This is a genomic window from Pseudomonas sp. VS40 (assembly GCF_018587885.1).
GTDB classification, from domain to species: domain Bacteria; phylum Pseudomonadota; class Gammaproteobacteria; order Pseudomonadales; family Pseudomonadaceae; genus Aquipseudomonas; species Aquipseudomonas pergaminensis.
In genome coordinates this window covers 303,064-323,336 of sequence record NZ_JAGYWD010000006.1, presented here as the reverse complement: position 1 = coordinate 323,336, position 20,273 = coordinate 303,064, and the positions used below count along the sequence as shown (strand labels likewise).

Annotated in this window: 10 protein-coding genes; 7 read left to right on the top strand and 3 right to left on the bottom strand. The window is 63.9% G+C overall.

The window, feature by feature from the left end:
• Positions 1–71: 71 nt before the first annotated feature.
• Both KHP07_RS19800 and KHP07_RS19795 read left to right on the top strand, forming a co-directional pair.
• The gene (locus KHP07_RS19800) at positions 72–6,281 is read left to right on the top strand and encodes a non-ribosomal peptide synthetase (RefSeq protein ID WP_214497846.1); all 6,210 of its coding nucleotides are present in this window, start codon (positions 72–74) and stop codon (positions 6,279–6,281) included.
• Positions 6,282–6,607: 326 nt separating this feature from the next.
• Positions 6,608–10,909, top strand: a complete 4,302-nt coding sequence (locus KHP07_RS19795) for a dermonecrotic toxin domain-containing protein (RefSeq protein ID WP_214497845.1) — start codon at positions 6,608–6,610, stop codon at positions 10,907–10,909.
• On the opposite strand, the gene KHP07_RS19790 is transcribed toward KHP07_RS19795, so the two are convergent.
• Positions 10,899–11,525, bottom strand: coding sequence for an LLM class flavin-dependent oxidoreductase (locus tag KHP07_RS19790; RefSeq protein ID WP_250883631.1), 627 nt, complete (start codon positions 11,523–11,525; stop codon positions 10,899–10,901). The genes KHP07_RS19795 and KHP07_RS19790 overlap by 11 nt on opposite strands.
• On the opposite strand from KHP07_RS19790, the gene KHP07_RS19785 reads away from it, so the two are divergent.
• A complete protein-coding gene (locus KHP07_RS19785) occupies positions 11,433–12,110 on the top strand; it encodes an alpha/beta fold hydrolase (RefSeq protein WP_352152411.1) in 678 nt (225 codons plus the stop codon). The genes KHP07_RS19790 and KHP07_RS19785 overlap by 93 nt on opposite strands.
• 145 nt (positions 12,111–12,255) lie before the next feature.
• Positions 12,256–13,173 (top strand): ATP-binding cassette domain-containing protein, encoded by a 918-nt coding sequence (locus KHP07_RS19780; protein WP_214497842.1) that lies wholly within the window; start codon positions 12,256–12,258, stop codon positions 13,171–13,173.
• A gap of 2 nt (positions 13,174–13,175) precedes the next feature.
• On the opposite strand, the gene arnT is transcribed toward KHP07_RS19780, so the two are convergent.
• Both arnT and pmrG read right to left on the bottom strand, forming a co-directional pair.
• Positions 13,176–14,831, bottom strand: coding sequence for a lipid IV(A) 4-amino-4-deoxy-L-arabinosyltransferase (arnT, locus tag KHP07_RS19775; protein ID WP_214497841.1), 1,656 nt, complete (start codon positions 14,829–14,831; stop codon positions 13,176–13,178).
• A 177-nt stretch (positions 14,832–15,008) separates the two neighbouring features.
• The gene (pmrG, locus tag KHP07_RS19770; protein ID WP_214497950.1) at positions 15,009–15,683 is read right to left on the bottom strand and encodes a lipopolysaccharide core heptose(II)-phosphate phosphatase PmrG; all 675 of its coding nucleotides are present in this window, start codon (positions 15,681–15,683) and stop codon (positions 15,009–15,011) included.
• Positions 15,684–15,957: 274 nt separating this feature from the next.
• On the opposite strand from pmrG, the gene KHP07_RS19765 reads away from it, so the two are divergent.
• The 3 genes from KHP07_RS19765 to KHP07_RS19755 are packed head-to-tail and all read left to right on the top strand — an operon-like array spanning position 15,958 to position 20,141.
• Entirely contained in the window at positions 15,958–16,626 is a 669-nt protein-coding gene (locus KHP07_RS19765) for an ABC transporter ATP-binding protein (protein WP_099492986.1), read from the top strand.
• Position 16,627: 1 nt separating this feature from the next.
• Positions 16,628–19,090 carry an ABC transporter permease gene (locus KHP07_RS19760; RefSeq protein WP_214497840.1) on the top strand — a complete coding sequence of 821 codons (2,463 nt, stop codon included), beginning with the start codon at positions 16,628–16,630 and terminating at the stop codon, positions 19,088–19,090.
• Positions 19,080–20,141: a lipocalin-like domain-containing protein gene (locus KHP07_RS19755; RefSeq protein WP_214497839.1), complete on the top strand. Its 1,062-nt coding sequence runs from the start codon at positions 19,080–19,082 to the stop codon at positions 20,139–20,141. Before KHP07_RS19760 ends, KHP07_RS19755 begins: the two co-directional genes overlap by 11 nt.
• Positions 20,142–20,273: the final 132 nt, after the last annotated feature.

Below are 20,273 nucleotides of genomic sequence, written 5' to 3'. Positions count from 1 at the left end.
TCCAATCCGGCACATTCGTCGTAATGGGCGCCCCTGCGCGGCCAGTGCCTGACCTCCATGAGAAGGATCTTATGAAGCATTCCTCCAGCTTCCCCCTCACCGCCGCCCAACAGGACATCTGGCTCGACCAACTGCGTGTGGGCGACTCGCCGCTGTACAACATCGGCGGCTATGTGGATTTCGCCGGCGCCATCGATGCCGACCTGATGCAGCGCGCCCTTGAAGGACTGGTGGCCAAGCACGACGCCTTGCGCACGCAACTGCACAGCGATGCCGACGGTTTGCCCCGGCAGACCTTTGCCGCCACGTTGGCCGTGGAGCTGGCGCTGCATGATGTGTCCGCAGCACCCGACCCTCAGGCCGCGAGCCAGGCGCTGATGCAAACGCAAATGGCCTTGCCCTTTGTGATGAGGGGCGCGCCGCTGTTCCGCTTCTTCCTGGTCAAGCTCGGTGCCCATCACTACCGCCTCGGCACCCAGGCCCACCACTTGATTCTCGATGGCTGGGGCTTCGGCCAGATGCTGCAGTCGCTGGCCCGGCTGTACACCGACCTGGGACACGGCCGCCAATCGGAGCCATTGGCGCCGTCCTACATCGACTTCATCGACGCGGATGCTCACTACCACGCCTCGGCCCGCTATGCCCGCGACCGCGCCTATTGGCTGGACAAATACCAGCAGTTGCCGGAGCCACTGCTGACGCCACGGCACGCCGCCAAGGCCTCGAGCAATACCCTGCTGCAAGCGTTCCCGGTCGCGCTGCTCAATCGCATGGAACACGTGGCCAACCGTTACCAGGCGTCGGCGTTTCATGTGCTGCTGGCGGCGATGCATGTGTATTTCACCCGCACCGCCCAGCGCCAGGAATGGGTCGTGGGGCTGCCGATTCTCAACCGTTCGAATGCGCGCTTTCGTTCCACCGTCGGGCTGTTTACCCAGGTCAGCGCGGTGCGCCTGCAGTTCGATGAGCAGTTGCCGTTCAGCGCCTTGGTGCGCGGGGTGCGCGACCAGCTCAAGCAGGATTTCCGCCACCAGCGGTTCCCCCTGAGTGAGATGAACCGGGCGCTGGGCCTGCGCCGCAGCGATCGCGGCCAGCTGTTCGACCTGTCGGTGTCCTACGAGCAGGACGACCATGAATTGCGCTACGGCACGACCGAGGCCCGTGCGATCAAGGTGTCCAACCACCATGAGCCGTTGCCGCTGGCCATCCACCTGCGTAGCAACCGCTATCAGGACACCGCGTACCTGCATTGCGTCTACAACGAAGCCTACTTCCAGCACGACGAAGTGCTTGCGCTGACGCAGCGCTTCACCTGGCTGCTGGAGCAGGGGCTGGAAGACACCACGCTGAAAATCCGCGACTTTTCGTTGGTAACGCCCGCCGAACAAGCCCAGTTGCACCAATGGAATGCCACCGCCCAACCCAACGCGCACCCGCAAACCCTGCACGCGCGCATCGAAGCCCAGGCCGAGCGCACGCCGGACGCGGTGGCGGCGGTGTACCAGGGCCGGCAATTGACTTACGCGCAACTCAACCAGCAAGCCAACGCCCTGGCGCATCAACTGCTGGAGCGTGGTGTACAGCCGGACGACCGCGTGGTGATCCTGGCGCGGCGCGGGCTGGACACGCTGGTGGGCTTGCTGGCGATTCTCAAGTCTGGCGCCTGCTACGTGCCCGTGGACCCGGCCCATCCCGCCGAACGCATCAACTACTTGCTGCAGGACAGCGAGCCGGTGGTGGTGCTGACCCAGCACGACCTGTTGCAGCGCCTGCCGCCGCTGAATGTGCCGGTGATCCAGCTCGACCGTCCGACCTTCCACCTGGGCACCAACCCCCGTGTCGCGGTGAGCCCTTCCAACCTCGCCTACGTGATCTACACCTCCGGCTCCACCGGCTTGCCCAAGGGGGTGATGGTCGAGCATCACAGTGTGTCGAACCTGGTGGACTGGCATTGCCAGGCCTTCGACCTGCGCGCCGGCAGCCACACGGCCAGTGTCGCCGGTTTTGGGTTTGACGCGATGGCCTGGGAAGTCTGGCCGGCGCTGTGTGTGGGCGCCACGCTGCACCTGCCGCCCGCCCATGACGGCGCTGAAGACATCGACGCGCTGCTCGGTTGGTGGCAGGCGCAGCCGTTGGACCTGTGCTTCCTGCCCACGCCGGTGGCCGAATACGCGTTTAGCCAGGGCTTGCAACACCCGACCCTGCGCACGCTGCTGATCGGCGGCGACCGCCTGCGTTCGTTCCCCCAGGCGCAGTCCTTTGCGGTGATCAATAACTATGGCCCCACCGAAGCCACGGTGGTCGCCACCTCTGGCCGCATGCACGTGGGCGAGCCGCTGCATATCGGCGCGCCCATCGCCAATGCCTGTGTGCACGTCCTGGACGCGCAGCAACGGCCGGTGCCCATCGGGGTGGCGGGTGAGTTGTACGTGGGTGGCCAGGGCGTGGCGCGCGGCTATCTGAATCGCCCCGACCTCAGTGCCGAGCGTTTTCTGGACGACCCCTTCAGCGATGGCCGTCTGTACCGCACCGGCGACCTGGTGCGCTGGCTGCCGCAAGGTCACCTTGAATATCTGGGCCGCAATGACGACCAGGTCAAAATCCGTGGCGTGCGCATCGAGCTCGGTGAAATCGAATCCGCCCTGGCCACCCACCCGCAGATCCAGGAAGCCGTGGTGCAGGCACGCGAGGGGCAATTGCTGGCCTGGTTTGTCCCGCGCGAAGCCGTGCAGATCGAGACCCTGCGCAGCCACCTGCAAGCCTCGTTGCCCGACTACATGCTGCCGGCCGCCTACATGCAACTCGACGCCTTGCCCCTGACCGCCAACGGCAAACTCGACCGCAGGGCGCTGCCGGCACCGACCCAGGACGCCTTCGTCACTCGCGTTTATGAAGCGCCGCACGCCGGGGTGGAAACCTTATTGGCATCGATATGGACCGAGCTGTTGCACGTGCAGCAGGTGGGGCGACACGACCACTTCTTCGAACTCGGCGGGCATTCGCTCCTGGCGGTGCAACTGGTGCAGCGCATGCGCCAGGTCGGGCTGCGCGCCGATGTGCAGGTACTGTTTGGCCAGCCGACCCTGGCGGCCTTGGCGGCGGCGAGTGAATACACTGAGGCCGACGAGACGGACCTGGCCGAACCGGACCCCGCCATCCGTGACCTCATCGCTGCCAGCATCCCGGGCGGCGCGGCCAATGTGCAGGACATCTACCCGCTGGCGCCGTTGCAGGAAGGTTTGCTCTACCACCACCTCACCGACGAGCACGATCCCTACCAGCAACAGGCGCAGTTCAGTTTTGCCCGGCGCGAGCAGTTGGACGCGTTTGCCCAGGCCCTGCAACAGGTGATCGATCGCCACGACATCCTGCGCACCAGCCTGGTGTGGGAGGGCTTGGAGCAACCGATGCAGGTGGTGTGGCGCCAGGCGCCGTTGCGCGTCGAACCGCTGCGCGAAGGCCCTGCGCCGCTGGATTTGCGCCGGGCGCCGCTGATGGCCCTGGACTATGCCGAAGAGCCTTCACACCCGCGCTGGGTCGCCCGGTTGCGCTTTCATCACTTGGTCAACGACGCCACGTCGACCACGATCCTGATGCAGGAAATCCGCGCCCACCTGCTCGGCCAACAGGCGCAACTGCCTGCGCCGGTGCCGTATCGCAATGTGGTGGTGCAAGCCCGTTCGCCAGCGCGACAGGCCGGGCATGAGGCGTTTTTCCGTGAGCAGTTGGGGGATGTGGATGAGCCGACCCTGGCGTTCGGCCTGCAGGAACGCCAGGCGGATCGCGCCCACACCGACGAAGCCGAACGTGTATTGAGCGACAGCCTCAACCAGCGTCTGCGTGCGCAGGCCCGTGGGGTCGGCGTGAGCGCCGCCAGCCTGTTCCACCTGGCCTGGGCCCATGTGCTTGGCCGTGTCGCGGGGCGCGATGATGTGGTGTTCGGCACCGTGCTGCTCGGCCGTTTGCAAGCGGGCGAGGGCGCCGACCGGGCCTTGGGCATGTTCATCAACACCCTGCCGCTGCGGGTGCGGCTGGCGGGGCGAACGGTGGCCGATGCGCTCGTTGACACCCACACCCGGCTCAGCGCCTTGCTCGCCCATGAACAAGCGTCCCTTGCGCTGGCCCAACGCTGCAGCAGCGCGTCGCCGCTGTTCAACAGCCTGCTCAACTACCGGCACACCGACGCCGAGCGCGACCTGACCCTGGTACCGGGCATTGCCTTGCTCAGCAGCGAAGACATCCTCAGCTACCCGCTGATGCTGACCGTGGACGACATCGCCAGCGGTTTTCGCCTCAAGGCCAAGGCCCCGCGCCAGGTCGGCGCCGAGCGTCTGCTGGACTACCTCGAAACCGCGTTGGTCAACTTGGCGGACGCGCTGGAACACATGCCGCAAAGCCCCTTGCGTGACGTGCAGGTACTGCCCGCCAGCGAACTGAATACCCTGCTGGTGGACTATAACGCCACGGCCACGGACTACCCCGAGCACCTCACCGTGCAGGCGCTGTTCGAAGCCCACGCGCGGCAAATCCCGCATGCCGTGGCCGTGCAGGCCGGCGAGCGGCAACTGACTTACCGCGAACTCAACGAACGCGCCAACCAACTGGCCTTCCACCTGCGTGAACGCGGTGTGCAACCGGACACCCGCGTCGCGCTGTGCGTCGAACGCGGGCTGGACCTGGTGGTGGGCCTGCTGGCCATCCTCAAGGCGGGCGGTGCCTATGTGCCGCTCGACCCTGGCTACCCGCGCGAGCGCCTGGCCTACATGCTTCAGGACAGCCAACCGGTCGCGTTGCTGGTGCACGCCGCCACCCGCGACGTGCCGGGTGAGGTGTCGATCCCGGTGATCGACTTCGACCACTGCGCCTGGAGCCAGGCACCCAGCGGCAACCCGCTTGTGCCCGGTTTGAGCGTCGCCAACCTGGCCTACGTCATGTACACCTCGGGCTCCACCGGTACGCCCAAAGGCGTGATGATCGAGCATCGCGGGCTCGGCAACCTGATGCACTGGGGTTCCCGGCTTTGCCCCAATGCCGAAGGCGGCGCACTGTTGCAGCGGGCGCCGTTCAGCTTCGATGGGTCGGTGTGGGAGCTGTTCTGGCCGCTCACCCATGGCATGCGCTTGGTCCTGGCGCGGCCCGATGGTCATCGCGAGCCTGCCTACCTGGCGCAGGTGATTCGCGAGCAGCAGATCACGGTGATCAAGTTTGTGCCGGCGATGTTGCAGCAATTCCTTGAGCTGGAGGCGTCGGCGCTGTGCACCAGCCTCACCGATGTGTTGTGCGGCGGCGGCGAACTCACCGAAGCCCTGGCCCGTGGCGTGCAAGCGCGCTTGCCCAAGGTGCGCTTGCATAATGTCTATGGCCCCACCGAAGCCACGGTGGACAGCAGCGCCTGGACCCTGGAGCCTGGCGCGCCGGTGCCGGCCCTGCAATTGCCGATTGGCCGGGCGATCAACAACACGCGCTTGTATGTGCTGGATGAACAGGATGCGCCGGTGCCGATGGGTGTCAGCGGGCAGTTGCATATTGGCGGTGTTGGGGTTGCGCGTGGTTATCTCGGGCTGGAGCAGATGACGGCCGAGCGTTTTATCGACAGCCCGTTTGTCGAGGGGGACCGGCTGTACCGCACCGGCGACCTGGTGCGTTATCTGCCGGATGGCAGCCTGGCGTTTCTTGGGCGCAACGACTTCCAGGTCAAGCTGCGTGGGCTGCGCCTGGAGTTGGGGGAGATCGAAGCACGCCTGGCGGCGCACCCGGCGTTGCGTGAAGTGGCGGTGTTGATTCGCGATGAGCGCTTGGTGGCGTATTTCACCCTGCGGGGGCCGGCGCCGAGCCTGGAGGCCTTGCGTGCCCATGTGTTGGAGCAATTGCCGGAGTACATGGTGCCGGCGGCTTTTGTGCAACTGGAGGTCTTGCCGCTTAATCCGGCGGGCAAGCTGGATCGCAAGGCTTTGCCGGAGCCGGGCTTGGGGTCGGTGGTGAGTCGTGCCTATGAAGCGCCGGTCGGGGAGGTGGAAACGTTGATGGCTGGGGTGTGGGCGCAGGTGCTGAAGCTGGAGCGGGTGGGGCGGCATGACCATTTCTTTGAGTTGGGGGGGCATTCGTTGCTGGCGGTGAATCTGGTGGCGCGGATGCGCAAGGCGGGGTTGGAGGTGGACGCGCGGAGTGTGTTCAGTTATCCGACATTGGCGCAATTGGCTGCGCAGACGGCGACGCAGGTGCGGCGTGTGGAGGTGCCTCAGGCGGCGATTCCTCAGCTGGGTCGGCGGCGCAGGATTTGATGTGGGGGTGCGCGGGCTGGGTTGCTACTTCACTGGTCGGGTGTAAACCGGATCAAGGGTGGGAGCTGACTTGTTCGCGAAGGCGGCCTGGCTGACGACCACTCTCTAACGGTTGTCCCGCGATTCAAAAATGTGGGAGCTGGCTTGCCGGCGATGGCATCAACCGGGTGCTTGATGGAGCGAGGTGTCTGCAGCGCTGCGGTGCGGCGAGCCTTTACAAACCATGAGCGAACGCCGGCGGGTAGGTGTGAACTAATTGTGCATGGCCCCTGGCAACCGGGAGAGGGGCAAGCTGTGGCCTTCTCATTTTTCCCGAGGCCTAGCCCATGCACTATGGTGCCCCCGTATCCATCGCGTTGACGCGCCTGGTGGACGCCCGCGATACCCCCTTACAAACCCGGCTGGCACGCCGTCTGGAAATATTGAGCATCCAGTTGCTGGAACCGCTGGAGTCGCAACCGGGGTTCCAGGTCTTCGTGCAGGCTGAGTTCGACCGGACGTTCAGTGATTTGAAGGAACCTGTCGACCTGTGCACCACGTTTATCAAGTCGGTCGCTAAAGCAACGCCGAGCGCTGAGACAGTTCCCACCCATGCGCCTGAAGCGGTGCCCCAGGGCGTGCTGGATAATATTCTGGTGCTGTGGCCCACGTTGATGGATGCGGTGGTGACGCGCCTGGTCGCCAAGGCGCCCGCGGACTACGCCAGCGCTGAAACCAGTCTGCATCGAGCGGCTGTGGATCAAGAGGGCCTGGTGCCGGTTTCGGGTCTGGGCATCGCCGCGTTCGACCGCTTCCTCGACACCTTGGCCGAGGGTTTTTTCGGCGCGTTCAAGCAGTTTCATGAGCGCTACTGGCGAGCGCCGCTCAGTGCCACGGATTCGCGTTCGCGCAAGCAGTGGCTGGTGCAAAAACGCGTGGAAATGCTCAAGGTCGAGGTCCAACTGCTCAAGGCCGATGGGGTACTTGCCTTGTCTGACGAGTTGCTGTTCGACCTCGTGACACGTCATCCCGATGCTGTGTCCAGGCAGCGTCTCGACGGGTATCGGCCGTGTGTCTATGGTGTGGCCATCAACGACGGGCCAGCGGGTGATATTCCACTGTACGGAGCGTTTGTCATCACGACCCGCGATCAGGATGACGACAAGGTGTTGCCCGTGGACGCCGTCAAGCCACCCCAGGTGCGCCCGGTTGAGTCACAGGCCAATGTGGGCGCCGTGCTGTTGTATCTGCCGGGCAGTGGCGTTGAAGGGTTCGATTCCTTGGCCAGCCTCGATCGAGAACTGCACCGACGTTTGCACAACAGTGCCGAGTCCAGCGATCTGCTCGCGCTGTTAGCTTATAAGGACCAGGCGCGCGGCTTGGCGATGGCTGAGCAGCCGGCTCGACAGGATCGTATTCGCTATCAGGAACGGTTGGAGTCTGTCTTCCTCTACAGCCTCGATGCACTTTTTGAAAAGGCTCAGCATGACGTCGCTGACATGCTCGCGCGGTACCAGGATCCCGATAGTGGTGCCGAGATCGGCGATCTGCCGCAGAGCCTGGAGCAGTTGCTGAGCGTGCGAGATACGTTCGGGGCTTCCAGCACCCTCATGGCCCGTTTGCAGAAACGGACTCAGGCGCAGATCAAGGACTTTCTCAAGGGGGCGCTCCCCGCCGACGTGCAGGCGTGGGAAGCTGCGACGCGCGCCTATTGCGATGCGTTGGTGAGTCTGTCCGAAGTGGACGGCTTGCCCGACCTGGCGCAGTTCAGTGACCCGGCGAAACTCCTGGAATACAGCAACACGCAAGTGCGCATCGTCCTGGAGGCCGAGCATGGCCTGACGGTGAACCCCGATCACATCATGGTCCACACCAAGGACTATGCGCCTCGGCAACCAGGCAGTTTTATTCCGGGCGGCAAGCCGCAGCCTGCGCCCCCGGGGACGCAGGTGTTCACGCTACACAAACGCTCGCTGACGGCGTTGGCCTTGGAAAATGTCAGCGGCCTGGAAGCCAAGTTTGCGGAGTATTCCCAGTTGATCGGGCAGGACGGCGAGCCCTATTCGGCCCTCACCACGGCACAGGTCAAAGCACTGGTGCGCAAGGTCAATATCGGCGACAGCTATGAGCGATTCTTGAAGGACCGCCTGGTGACGTCGTCCACGGCGCTCGCTGACCAATTGCAGTATGTACAGCTGATGCATTTGCAACTGCGGGCCGATGCCCTCGAAGCCAAAATGGCCGGCGATTTTCTGCCGGATCGTACGGACCGTGGCTATCACTGGGTGATGAGCGTACTCGAATGCCCTGAAGATACCGACCAGCGGCGACAGGTCGAAGGGCACCGGATACTGGTGCAAGGTTTGAAGCTTCGGGGTGAGCGGGTGCGTGGAGTGCTTGTGTTCTCTTCGGCGACCGCGAGCGTGTCGAACAAGGTGGTGTACACCGCCCAGGCGCAAGGGGGGCGCCGGTTCCACGAATACCCGGACACCTCGACCCTATACCGCGACTTTATCAACCACAGTGCCTGGCGTGACTATTTGGTCGAGCGGGTTCCGCTGAGTGCGCGCCCACGCCTTCGCACCAGCTTGCGCGGTCGAGTGAGTGCCGCGTTGATCATGCTGGAAAGAATTGCCGGTAACGTCCTGGAGGAGGCCTATCAACTGGAGGCTTCGGCAGTGATCAATCAGGCTGGCATGCAAACGACGAGCACCCAGGAAACCAACTGGGAAACCGCCTCGACGCTGCTGACGCTGGGCCTGGATGTCGTGTCTATGGTGCTACCGATCAAGATCATGTTGCCGATCGGCCTGGCCCGCTGCGCGTTGTCGGTAATCAGTGCGGTAGAGGCCGCGCAGGCCGGGGAGCGGGCAGGTGCCGCGCACTACGTGGTGCGCTCCATCGGCGAGCTGTTGGGGGCGGTGCTGGATGGCGCAATAGGCGCTGCTTCCATACGCCGACCCGCTCCGGCCGGACTGGGGCTGAACGCCAAGAAGGCGCTGGCGAAAAAGCCCGACGGTGTCACGCCGCTCGACGGTTGGGAAGGCCAAGGGGTTTTTACCCGCAACGACCCGGTGTCGGGCGCCGCCCAGCACTTTCTCGAGGACAAGGGGCATTGGTATTCGATCTTCAGGGACAACGACAACACAGTGTGGCGGCTCAGGGATGCGCGAAAGCCTCACGCCTATCACCACGAGGCCATCCGCAGAAACAGCCAGGGCGCCTGGGAGGTCCGTTCACCTTGGCGGGGGTTGCACGGTGGTGCGCCTGATCCAACTCCGGCCGAAGCGGCACTCATGGCGCTATGCCCAGCGATGAGTCAAGCCGAGGCACGGCGTGCATTTGATCTGTTCGCTTTTCCGCAGGGTGCTCGGCCCAATCTGGAAATGGTGTTAGTCCATCAACTGCGCACCACCGGCAAGGTTTCGGACGACTTCGTCAGGTTGTACCTCAACATCAGTTCCCGGCAGTTTGTCGAGAGCTTGAGTGGGCTGCACGGACACACTTCATCGGTTGCAGTGCCACTCGAGCCAACGCCGGGACCTAGTCGCGCAAGCGTTATCGTGCCGCGTGAGCGTCCGGCACCCGAACCAACGCCGGGTCCCAGTCGCGGGAGCGTAATCGTACTCCCTGAACGTCCGGCAACCACTCCCGTAAGCCCTTCCCATCAGCACGTCGCAGGGTGGGCACAGGCCCTGGCGCCGGATGATCTGCAACTGATGCTCTCGAGGCCTAGAAGCGCGCGCCATGGTGGTGCCGAGTCTGGGCAGGCGGCGACGGAATACATTGAAATAGATGGCTTATACTACCGGACCTTGCCCGATTCCAACGCTTCACGCATGGATGTGTTGATTACCCCTTCTGAAGGGGGGCCGGGAACGTTTGCTCAATGGGAGAGGCTGTTGCGCCTGCAGCCGCTCAACCAGCCGAGGGTTGCGATATGGGCGAGTGACATTAGCCGATGGCAGGTCGTCTTGAACCTGCCTTTTAGCGGGCCAATGACGCCCTACCTCATGCGAGTATTTCGACAATTCAAGCAGCGTAGCATTACAAGCCTGGCCACGGCCTTGTTCGACCACGCCAACCCTCGCGGCATGACTGTTGGCGGGCACAGGCAGATGGCGAGCGTTCTGCAGGATTGGTCGACCTGGGAACGCGCCGGCGTACCGATGTTGGGGGACCCGCTGCAACTGATGACCCCGTTGCCGCGCAGTATGAATTCAACCTGGTTTTTACGCGAGTTGCTGGGGCAGTTCTCGATCCTCTGGTTTCGGGTTGATCGTATTCCGCGGGTGTTGGTCGACAGCGTCCTGCGATCGCCCTCGGCCCATAGCATGCGGGCGGTGATGCGGACGTTGCTCAACCGCAGCCGCTATGAAACCTTCGAAATGCCTGCCTCCAATGAACTGCTGTTCAGGCGACCGGGCCAAGACACTCTGTACTGGCTGACCCTGTATCTCCTCCAGAGTGAGTACATGCCGAATATCGCCACTGCACCGCCGAGCCAGTGGGCGTTACGCGGCAATCTGCCTGGGAACCTGCGCCCGATGCTCACTCGGGCGATCAATTCAGGGAGCCTGGTGCAATTGGTCGGCGGCTTGCAGGTGCTGGGGGGGCCGGTGGTCAACCCGTTTATCTTCAGGCCTTGAGCCCCACCCCAGCGGGTTGTGCCGTGCCAATCTTGCGCAATAACGGCAACACCTGCGCACCCACATGAATCGCTTCTTCCAGATGGGGGAAACCGGACAGGATGAAACTGTCCACCCCCAGCTGGTGATACTCCTCGATCCGTTCCGCTACCCGCGCATAACTGCCCACCAGCGCGGTGCCGGCGCCGCCGCGTACCAGGCCCACACCTGCCCACAGGTTGGCTGACACTTCCAGCTCCCGTGCGCTGCGCCCGCGGCCTTGCATCAGTTGTGTCTGGCGGCTCTGGCCTACAGACTCATACGTCGCCATCTGTCGTTGGGCCTGGTCGATGGCGTCCTTGGGGAATTCCTCCAGCAGCCGTTCGACATGCGCCCACGCCGCTTCATCGGTGGGGGCGGCGAACACGTGCAGGCGCAGGCCAAAGCGCAGGGTGCGGCCCTGGGCGGCGGCGAGGTCGCGCATGCGCTGGATGCGTTCGGCGATCATCGCCGGGGGCTCGCACCACATCAGGTAGGTTTGCCCGTGGGCAGCGCCGACACGCTCGGCGGCTTCGCAAGCACCTCCGAAGTAGATCGAAGGGATTTCGGCACCTGGCGCAATCGGCGTGATGACCAAGCCTACGCCTGGGCCGAACTGGTGGCTGACTACCTGGCCATCCTGCAACGCTATGGCGGTGCGCGAAACCTGATCGTGGCGCATTCCTTTGGCACCGGCCTGAGCCTCAGTGCGCTGCTGGCCAAGCCCTCGGTGCCGATTGACGCGGCGCTGCTGTTGGGCTCCCAGTTGTACCAGCCGGTGGTCAGTGGCGGCTTGATGTCGCTGCCGGCGTGGCTTCTGGAATGGCTGCGGCCGGCGTTGGCCAAGGGCTTTCGCGAGCGCGCCGGGCATGCCTCGGCGGACGCTGCACTGGTGGCCTATGAAGAAAAACTCACCCAGCGCAACGGCCTGCACATGTTCAAGGCCCTGACCAAAAACGCCGAGTGGCCGCAGGCCGAACACATCCCCACCTTGGTGCTGCCCGTCAGTGTCCTGGCCGGTGACAGCGATGGCCTGACGCCCGCCAGCGGTGGTCAGGCCCTGGCAGGGCAATTGCGGAATGCCGAGTTCCAGGTGCTGGAAGCCTGCGGTCACCCGTTGATGCTGGAGAAACCGGAGGCCGTGCTGAAAGCATTCAACACACTGCGGGCAAGGGTCTTATAACTCAAAATATTTCTGCTATGCGATTCAGCTATTGGATTGTTCATGAGGTAATGCATTTAATTCGGGACCTAACTCATTGTTGTTCTGAATAAATCAGCGCCCTGGCGTGTTGTAATGAGTCATCGTTCCGCCTTAGAGATCAGCCATGAGCAACCCCGAGCCCTTGCTCCGCCTGCGTGACCTGTGCAAGACCTTTGGTGCCCAACGGGCCCTCGATCAGGTCAGCCTGGATATTTACCTGGGCGAGGGCGTGGCGTTGCTGGGTGCCAAGGGGGCGGGCAAATCGACCCTGGTGCGCATCCTCAGCGGCACCCTGGTGCCGGATGCTGGTGAGTTGTGGGTCGATGGGCAACGCCAACGTTTTACCTCACCGTTATCGGCGCGCCGAGTCGGCATCGTCGCCGTGCACCAATGCCCCGACGACGCCATCGCCCCTGGCCTGAGTGTGGCCGAGAACCTGTTGCTCGATGAGCTGGGGCAGCCTGACGCAGACTTCCTGCTTAACCGCAAAAGCCTGCTGCATCGCGCCGAAGCCATTGCCGCCGGGCTGGGCCTGGACCTGCCGCTGCAACACCCGGTCGAACGCCTCAACCCGGCGGACCGGCAGTTGCTAGTACTGGCCCGCGCCTTTGCCCAGCAGCCCAGGTTGCTGATCCTCGACGAACCCACCGCCGCCCTCTCGGAAGCCGACGCCGAACGCCTGCTGGGCTTGATCGACAGCCAGCGCGCGCGGGGCGTGGCCATCCTCTACATCTCCCAGCGCCTGTCCGACCTGCAACGGGTCACCAACCGTGCGATTGTGTTGCAGGAGGGTCGCCTGACCAGCGACCTCAATACCCGGCACTTGCCGAGTGCGGCGTACACCTTGTTTGGCGACAGGGCCGAGCAGCCAGCAGTGACGCCCAACAAGGCGTTGCCGGTACCGTTTCTGGAGCGCTTCACCCGGGCCGGGTTCATCCGCAACCGGGCGGAGGGGCGGGCGGTGCAGGAGCAGGTGGCGGGGTTGGCCAGCAACGTCGCGCCGGTTGACGTGACGGACCCGGCCAAGACCACGCCGCGCTGATCTCAAGGCAATTGCGGGTACACAATCAGCTCCAGATAGCCCTTGTAATAGCGCTTGCCACCCGGCGGTAATTGCCCCGCCTCGCGCATTTCACTGGTGCTGTTGACCCGCATCAGCACGCCCACCGAGCCACGCTGGCGGGCGGCCTTGAGCCAGGCCTGGACCGCTTCCAATTCCACTTTGCGATGTGCCGAACCCGCGTATTGCAAGCCATAGCGCAGCTCGCCCTCGGTGTCATACAGCGCCACGTCCGGGCGATTCAGGCGCCAGGCCAGGGCGCTGGCACTCTCCAATTCATTGCTCAGCAGCGCTTGAGTCTGCTGCAGTTCCTCCAAGTGTTCGAGCACAAACTGGTCGGGCATTTCGTTGTCCGCGATCCAGGCGGGCATGCTTGCCGGCAGCAATATCACCAGCAGGCCGATGCCCAGGGCGGGCATGGCCCACAGCGTCAACGGCCGGAACGCTTGCAGCAGGTTGGCGAGGATCCACACCAGCAACACGATAAAGGCCAGGGACAGGCTGAACATCTCGGCGTGGCTGTTGCTGTACAACGGCCGGGCGATTTGCAGGTAGATCAGGCCGATCATGGCGGCCATGCCGATCACGAAGTTGAGCAGGCCATTGAGGCAGATCGTGCGGGCTTTGTGCCGGTTGATCAGGTCCGTCAGGGTGTGCCCCATCAATAGCGCGAGGGGCAGCAGGCACGGCATGATGTAGGTCGGCAACTTGCCGTTGCTCAGGCTGAAGAAGCCCAGCGGCAGCAGCAGCCACAGGGCCATGAAGGCGATGGCCGGCTGGCGCTTTTGCTGCCAGGTTGTGCGTAGGGTGCTGGGCAACAGCCCTGCCCAGGGCAGGCATGACGCAGCAATGATTGGCAGGAAGAACCACCACGGCCGCACGTGTTGCGCGTTGTCGGCGCTGAAGCGGCGAATGTGTTCATTCCAGAAAAAGAAGCGCCAGAAGTCTGGTTCTTGGAGGTGGATCGCCAGTGCCCACGGCAGGCACACCAAAACCGCTACCAGTATCGCCAACGGGCCGTAGCGCAGCAGTTCGCCCAGGCGGCGTTGCCAGAGCATGTAGGGCAGGGCAATCAGCACCGGCAGCACCCAGGCCAGGAAACCCTTGGTCAAGAAACCCAACGCACAGGCCAACCCCACCACGGCCCAGGCCCACAAGCGGCCGCGTTGGGTGGTGCTGTCGAGGGCAAACCACAGGGCCACCAGGCTCAGGTTGACCCACAGGGTGAAAAGCGGGTCCAGGTTGGAATAGCCAGCTTGGCCAGCCACCAGGCCGAAGCTCAGGTAGAGCAGGGCGCAGGCGAAGCTTTTGCGCGGGTCATTCCACAGGCGACGGGCGATCAGGTAGGCGAGCAGCACGCTCAGGCCGGTGGTCAGCGCCGAGGCGATGCGCACACCGAACAGGTTCTGGCCAAACACCGCCTGGCCGAGGGCGATCAACCAGTAGCCGCCGGCAGGCTTTTCAAAATAGCGGATCCCCATGAAGTGCGGCGCGATCCAATTGCCGCTCTGGAGCATTTCCTGGCTGATCTGCGCGTAGCGGGTCTCGTCGGGTATCCACAGGCCGTGCAGGCCCAGGGGCAGCAGGTAGAACGCGACAAAGGCCAGCAGTAAGACCGGCAGCGGTTTTAATCGAGTCATGCAAACGTCGCTCCCTGACGTTTAGTGGAAGAAGTTTGAACTAATAAAGTCGTGGAAGAAAAAGTCACAACGGTCACTGAGTTGCAGGAAATATTCATGACGTCCTTAGTTAAAAGGCGCAACTAAACATGCCAGAGCAGGCCTGTCTTTTTGCTGAACAAACAGACAGGAAAGTGATTAGAGTTGTTTTAACGCGGCGGGCCAATCCGGGTTGTTGACGATGCCCAGGGTCTTGAATTTACCGTGGGGCAATACCTGCACGAACAGCGCGCTGCCGTACTGGGGGAAGGCGGCGTGGGGGAAGCCCAGGCTGTTTTCGAAGTCGGCAATGCAGCCGCTGTGGGTGACGAACACCAGGTTGCGTCCGGGGGTTTTGTGGCTGAGCAATTCCTCACCCATGGCCGCGCCGCAGACGGCTTGCTGGCCGGAGGTCAACTCGTTTTTGCCGAACATGAAGCGCAGGGTCTGGGCGGTGCGGATGGCGGGGCTGGCCAGTACGTCGCTGCCCTCCATGCCCAATGTTTTAAAGGCTTTGCCGAGGGTCTCGGCCTGCTGGCTGCCGTGGATCGTCAGGCCTTCCACCGGGCCCAGGCATGGGTTGGTCGAGCGGTCGCAACGCTCTTCGTGGCGCACCAGCACGATCAAATCGCCGTCGCGCCAGAGGGGCAGCACGTGGGAGGTCAGCAGGCGGTTGCCGATGCCCAGGTCCTTGGGTGAAGCGTGCCAGAGCAGGCTGGCGGCGAGCAGCAACGCCACCACCAGCATTCCCAGCCACAGCCGTTGCAGGCGCTTGATAAAGGCCCATCGCGAGCGCGGTTTGGTCAGGGTAAGGTCAACCACTTCATTCACCATGGGCAGTGTTGGCAATCTTGTATTAATTAGGCGCAACGGGTTGGCGAATGCCGCAGTGATGCTGGAGGCTGTCACACGGCGGCTGTCTTTTCGCTGAACATGTTGCGGTTAAAAAGTTGTCAGGCGAGGCAACTAACAAGTTGCCGACGAATGACCCATGGCGGGTAATTTAAAGAGGCGTGGGTGGGCAGCCGGTGAAATCCATGTGAAAAATTTGCGTGGCGTGGAGCGCCAGCCGTTATTCTCGATTGCCGCCCATCAAACGAGTGTTGTCATGTTGCAGGTGCAAGGTGTGTTCAAAAGCTATGCCACCCCTCAGGGGCCATTGGCGGTGTTGGCCGGTGTGGACCTGCACCTGGCCGAGCGCAGCAGCCTGGCGCTGATGGGCGAGTCGGGCAGCGGCAAGAGCACCTTGCTGCACCTGGTGGCCGGACTCGACCGGCTGGATGGCGGCAGCATCCAGGTGGGCGAGCAGCGCCTCGACCACCTCAGCGAAGCGCAACTGGCCCATTGGCGGCGCACCGAAATCGGCCTGGTGTTCCAGCAGTTCAACCTCATTGGCAGTCTGCGGGTCGAGGACAACCTGGCGTTCCAGGCACGCCTGGCCGGGCGGTTTGACCCGCAGTGGCAGGCGCAACTGGTTGAACGCCTGGGGCTGGGGGATTTGCTCAAGCGTTACCCGGAACAGCTCTCCGGCGGCCAGCAGCAACGGGTGGCGGTGGGGCGCGCATTGGCGTCACGGCCAGGCCTTTTGTTGGCTGATGAACCCACCGGCAACCTTGACGAAGCCACCAGCGACGAGGTGCTGCAACTGCTGCTGGACTTGCTGCGTGACAGCCCCACCAGCCTGCTGATGGTCACTCACAGCCCGCGCATCGCCGCCCGCCTGGACCAGCAGGTGGTGCTACATCGCGGCCGTGTCGTGCCTGCGGGCGCGGCCTGATATGGCGGTGTTTCATTGGACTCTGCGCGCGTTGCTGAGCCACTGGCGGCGGCATCCCGTGCAATTTTTCAGCGTGCTCACCGGCCTGTGGCTGGCCACTGCGCTGCTGGTCGGCGTGCAAGCCCTCAACAGCCAGGCGCGTGACAGCTATGCCCGCGCCAGCCAACTGATCGGCGGCGAACCCCAAGCCAGCCTCGGTACGCCGGACAGGGCCAGTGTCGACCAAGCCGTCTTTGCCCAATTGCGGCGTGCCGGGTGGCCGGTGTCGCCGGTGGTGCAGGGCCGCGTACAGCTCACGGGGCAGGCAGACGTGCGCCTGCAACTGATGGGCATCGACCCGGTGTCGTTGCCCGGCAGCGGTGCGGTGGCGGGGCAGCGTTTGAGCCAGGCGCAGATGCTGGCGTTTTTCGAGCCGCCGGGGCGTACCTGGATCGCGCCGCAAACCCTGCAGGCTTTGGGCCTGCACGAAGGTCAGCAACCGACCACCCTGAGTGGTCACACACTGCCGCCGCTGCAAGCCCAAGCAGATATGGCCCCCGGCCTGTTGCTCACCGATATCGGTTTTGCTCAGCCGCTGCTGGAGATGTCGGGGCGCCTGTCGCACCTGCTGGTGGACAAGGCGTTCGCCGCCGCCCACCCGATACCGCCCACCGGGCTGCAACTCAAGCAGGGCGAGGACAATAACCTCGCGCGCCTCACCGAGAGCTTTCACCTGAACCTTGATGCGCTGGGTTTCCTGTCCTTTGTGGTCGGGCTGTTTATCGTGCACGCCGCCATCGGCCTGGCCCTGGAGCAACGGCGTGGACTGCTGCGTACCCTGCGGGCGTGTGGCGTCAGTGTGCGGATGTTGATCGCCAGCCTCAGCGTGGAACTGGGCGTGCTCTCATTGCTGGGCGGCGTGTTGGGTGTGGCCAGCGGTTACCTGTTGGCCAGCCTGTTGCTGCCGGATGTGGCCGCCAGCCTGCGCGGGTTATATGGCGCCGAGGTGCCGGGGCAGTTGAGCCTCAGCCCCTGGTGGTGGGGCGCGGGGTTGGGCTTGAGCCTGCTCGGCGCTTTGCTGGCCGGCGCCAGCAGCCTGTGGCGGGCGGCGCGATTGCCTTTGCTGGCGCTGGCCAACGCCCAGGCGTGGCATGAAGCCCATGGACGCTGGTTGCGTCGCCAGGGTTGGGTGGCCAGTGCGGCGCTGCTGACCGCGCTGCTGGCACTGTGGTTGGGCAACAGCCTGGCTGCCGGCTTTGTGCTGATGGCGGCGTTGCTGCTCGGCGCCGCCCTGGGGTTGCCGGTGGTGCTCAATGGCCTGCTCAAGGCGGTGTTGGGGCGCAGCCATTCGGTGCTCGGCCAATGGTTCCTGGCAGATTGCCGCCAGCAATTGCCAGCCTTGAGCCTGGCCCTGATGGCGCTGTTGTTGGCCCTGGCGGCGAACATCGGTGCGGGGTCGATGACCTCGGGGTTTCGTCACACCTTCAACAACTGGCTGGAGCAACGCCTCACCGCCGAGTTGTATCTCAACCCACAAACCCCGGCCCAGGCGCAGCAACTCGGCACCTGGCTGGCGCGGCAACCGTTGGTGCAAACCGTGCTGCCCACCTGGCAGGTCGCCGTGCAGGTGCAAGGCTGGCCGGCGGACCTGTTTGGCGTGGTCGACGACCCGACCTATCGTCAGCACTGGCCGCTGCTGGAGGCGTCCCCTGACCCGTGGGACCAGTTGCAGCAAGGCGACACCCTGATGCTCAGCGAACAACTGGCGCGCCGGCTCGACGTGAGGCTGGGCGATAGCGTGAGCATTCCCACGCCCCAAGGTGTGTGGGCGCCGAAAGTGGTGGGGGTCTACGCCGACTACGGCAACCCCAAGGGCCATGTGCTGGTCAATGACCAACACCTGCTGGCGCACTGGCCGACGCTGTCACCGGCGCGTTTCAACCTGCGGGTCGCGCCGACGGATGTGGCCCCGCTGGTGCGCGAGGTGCAACGCGCCTTTGCCCTGGACGACAGCCGTATCGTCGATCAGCAACAACTCAAGGGCTGGTCGAGCCAGGTGTTCGAACGCACCTTCGCCGCCACCGCCGCCTTGAACAGCCTGACCCTGGGCGTAGCCGGTGTGGCGCTGTTTATCAGCCTGTTGACCCAGAGCCAAAGCCGGCTCGGCCAACTCGCGCCACTGTGGGCATTGGGTGTCACGCGTCGACAGTTGATGCTGCTCAACCTCGGCCAGACCTGGCTGCTGGCGGTGCTCACACTGATCCTGGCGTTGCCCCTCGGCCTGCTGCTGGCCTGGTGCCTGGATGCGGTGATCAATGTGCAGGCGTTTGGCTGGCGCCTGCCGCTGCAGGTGTTCCCATGGCAACTCGCGCAATTGCTCGGGCTGGCGATGCTGGCGACCTTGCTGGCGTCGGCCTGGCCGTTGTGGCAGTTGTACCGCAGCCGTCCTGCGGATTTGTTGAGGACGTTTGCCAATGAAGATTAAGTACCTGCTGTGGACGTGCTTGTTATTGGCCGCATGCGACAAAGTCCCCGCGCCACAGGAGAGCTTCGCCGGCCTGGGCAGTGACGCGGCAGACTTTGCCCAAGTGGTGCCTGGCAAGGTGTTCAGCTTCCCCGAGGACCATGGCCCCCACGCCGGCTTTCGGATCGAGTGGTGGTACGTCACCGCCAATCTCAAGGATGAACACGGCAACGTATTCGGCGTGCAATGGACGCTGTTTCGCAATGCCCTCAAGGCCGGGCCCACGCAGGCGGGCTGGCACGACTCGACGATCTGGCTGGGCCACGCCGCCGTGACGTCCGCCACCCACCACTACGCCGCCGAACGTTATGCGCGCGGTGGCGTCGGCCAGGCCGGGGCCCAGGCGGTGCCGTTCAACGCCTGGATCGACGACTGGAATTTCGCCACCCGCCCCGGCGCCAACAGCAGCCTGGCGGACATGCAACTCAAGGCCAGCGGCGCCCAGTTCGCCTACGACCTGCACCTGACCTCCAGTCGTCCACTGGTGCTGCAAGGCGACAATGGCTACAGCCGCAAATCCGACCAGGGCCAGGCGTCGTACTACTACAGCCAGCCGTTTTTCAGTGCCAATGGCAGCGTCAGCATCGATGGCAAGGTGTATCAAGTCACCGGCCCGGCCTGGCTCGACCGCGAGTGGAGCAGCCAACCGCTGACCGCCAGCCAGACCGGCTGGGACTGGTTTTCCCTGCACCTGGACCGGGGCGAACAGTTGATGCTGTTCCGGGTGCGGCAAACCGACGGCGCGTCCTACCTGACCGGCACCTGGATTGATCGCGAGGGCCAGACCCAGACCCTGCACAACGCGGATATCCAACTGACGCCGCTGGAAACGACGGCCATTGAAGGGCGCAAGATCCCCACTCGCTGGTCGCTGAAAGTCCCCGGCAAGCAGCTGGATATCACCACACAAGCGGTCAACCCGAATGCCTGGATGAACCTGGGAGTCCCGTACTGGGAAGGTCCGGTGCAGTTCGAGGGTGGGGTGGGTTACCTGGAAATGACCGGGTATTAGGGTTGTTTCTGTAGGTCGTATTTCTTCGCTGCGTAGGCAGCTTCCCAAATGTAAATTGCCCCCCCTGGACGTGTGTCCGGGGCGTAGGCGCTTGCTTATATTTCGACGCCATCTTCATCGCATCAGGGATGT

Excerpts from the sequence above, each read along its gene's own strand:
- KHP07_RS19800 (WP_214497846.1), top strand. The coding sequence starts at position 72 with ATGAAGCATTCCTCCAGCTTCCCCCTCACCGCCGCCCAACAGGACATC.
- KHP07_RS19795 (WP_214497845.1), top strand. The coding sequence starts at position 6,608 with ATGCACTATGGTGCCCCCGTATCCATCGCGTTGACGCGCCTGGTGGAC.
- KHP07_RS19780 (WP_214497842.1), top strand. The coding sequence starts at position 12,256 with ATGAGCAACCCCGAGCCCTTGCTCCGCCTGCGTGACCTGTGCAAGACC.
- arnT (WP_214497841.1), bottom strand. The coding sequence starts at position 14,831 with ATGACTCGATTAAAACCGCTGCCGGTCTTACTGCTGGCCTTTGTCGCG.
- pmrG (WP_214497950.1), bottom strand. The coding sequence starts at position 15,683 with ATGGTGAATGAAGTGGTTGACCTTACCCTGACCAAACCGCGCTCGCGA.
- KHP07_RS19765 (WP_099492986.1), top strand. The coding sequence starts at position 15,958 with ATGTTGCAGGTGCAAGGTGTGTTCAAAAGCTATGCCACCCCTCAGGGG.
- KHP07_RS19760 (WP_214497840.1), top strand. The coding sequence starts at position 16,628 with ATGGCGGTGTTTCATTGGACTCTGCGCGCGTTGCTGAGCCACTGGCGG.
- KHP07_RS19755 (WP_214497839.1), top strand. The coding sequence starts at position 19,080 with ATGAAGATTAAGTACCTGCTGTGGACGTGCTTGTTATTGGCCGCATGC.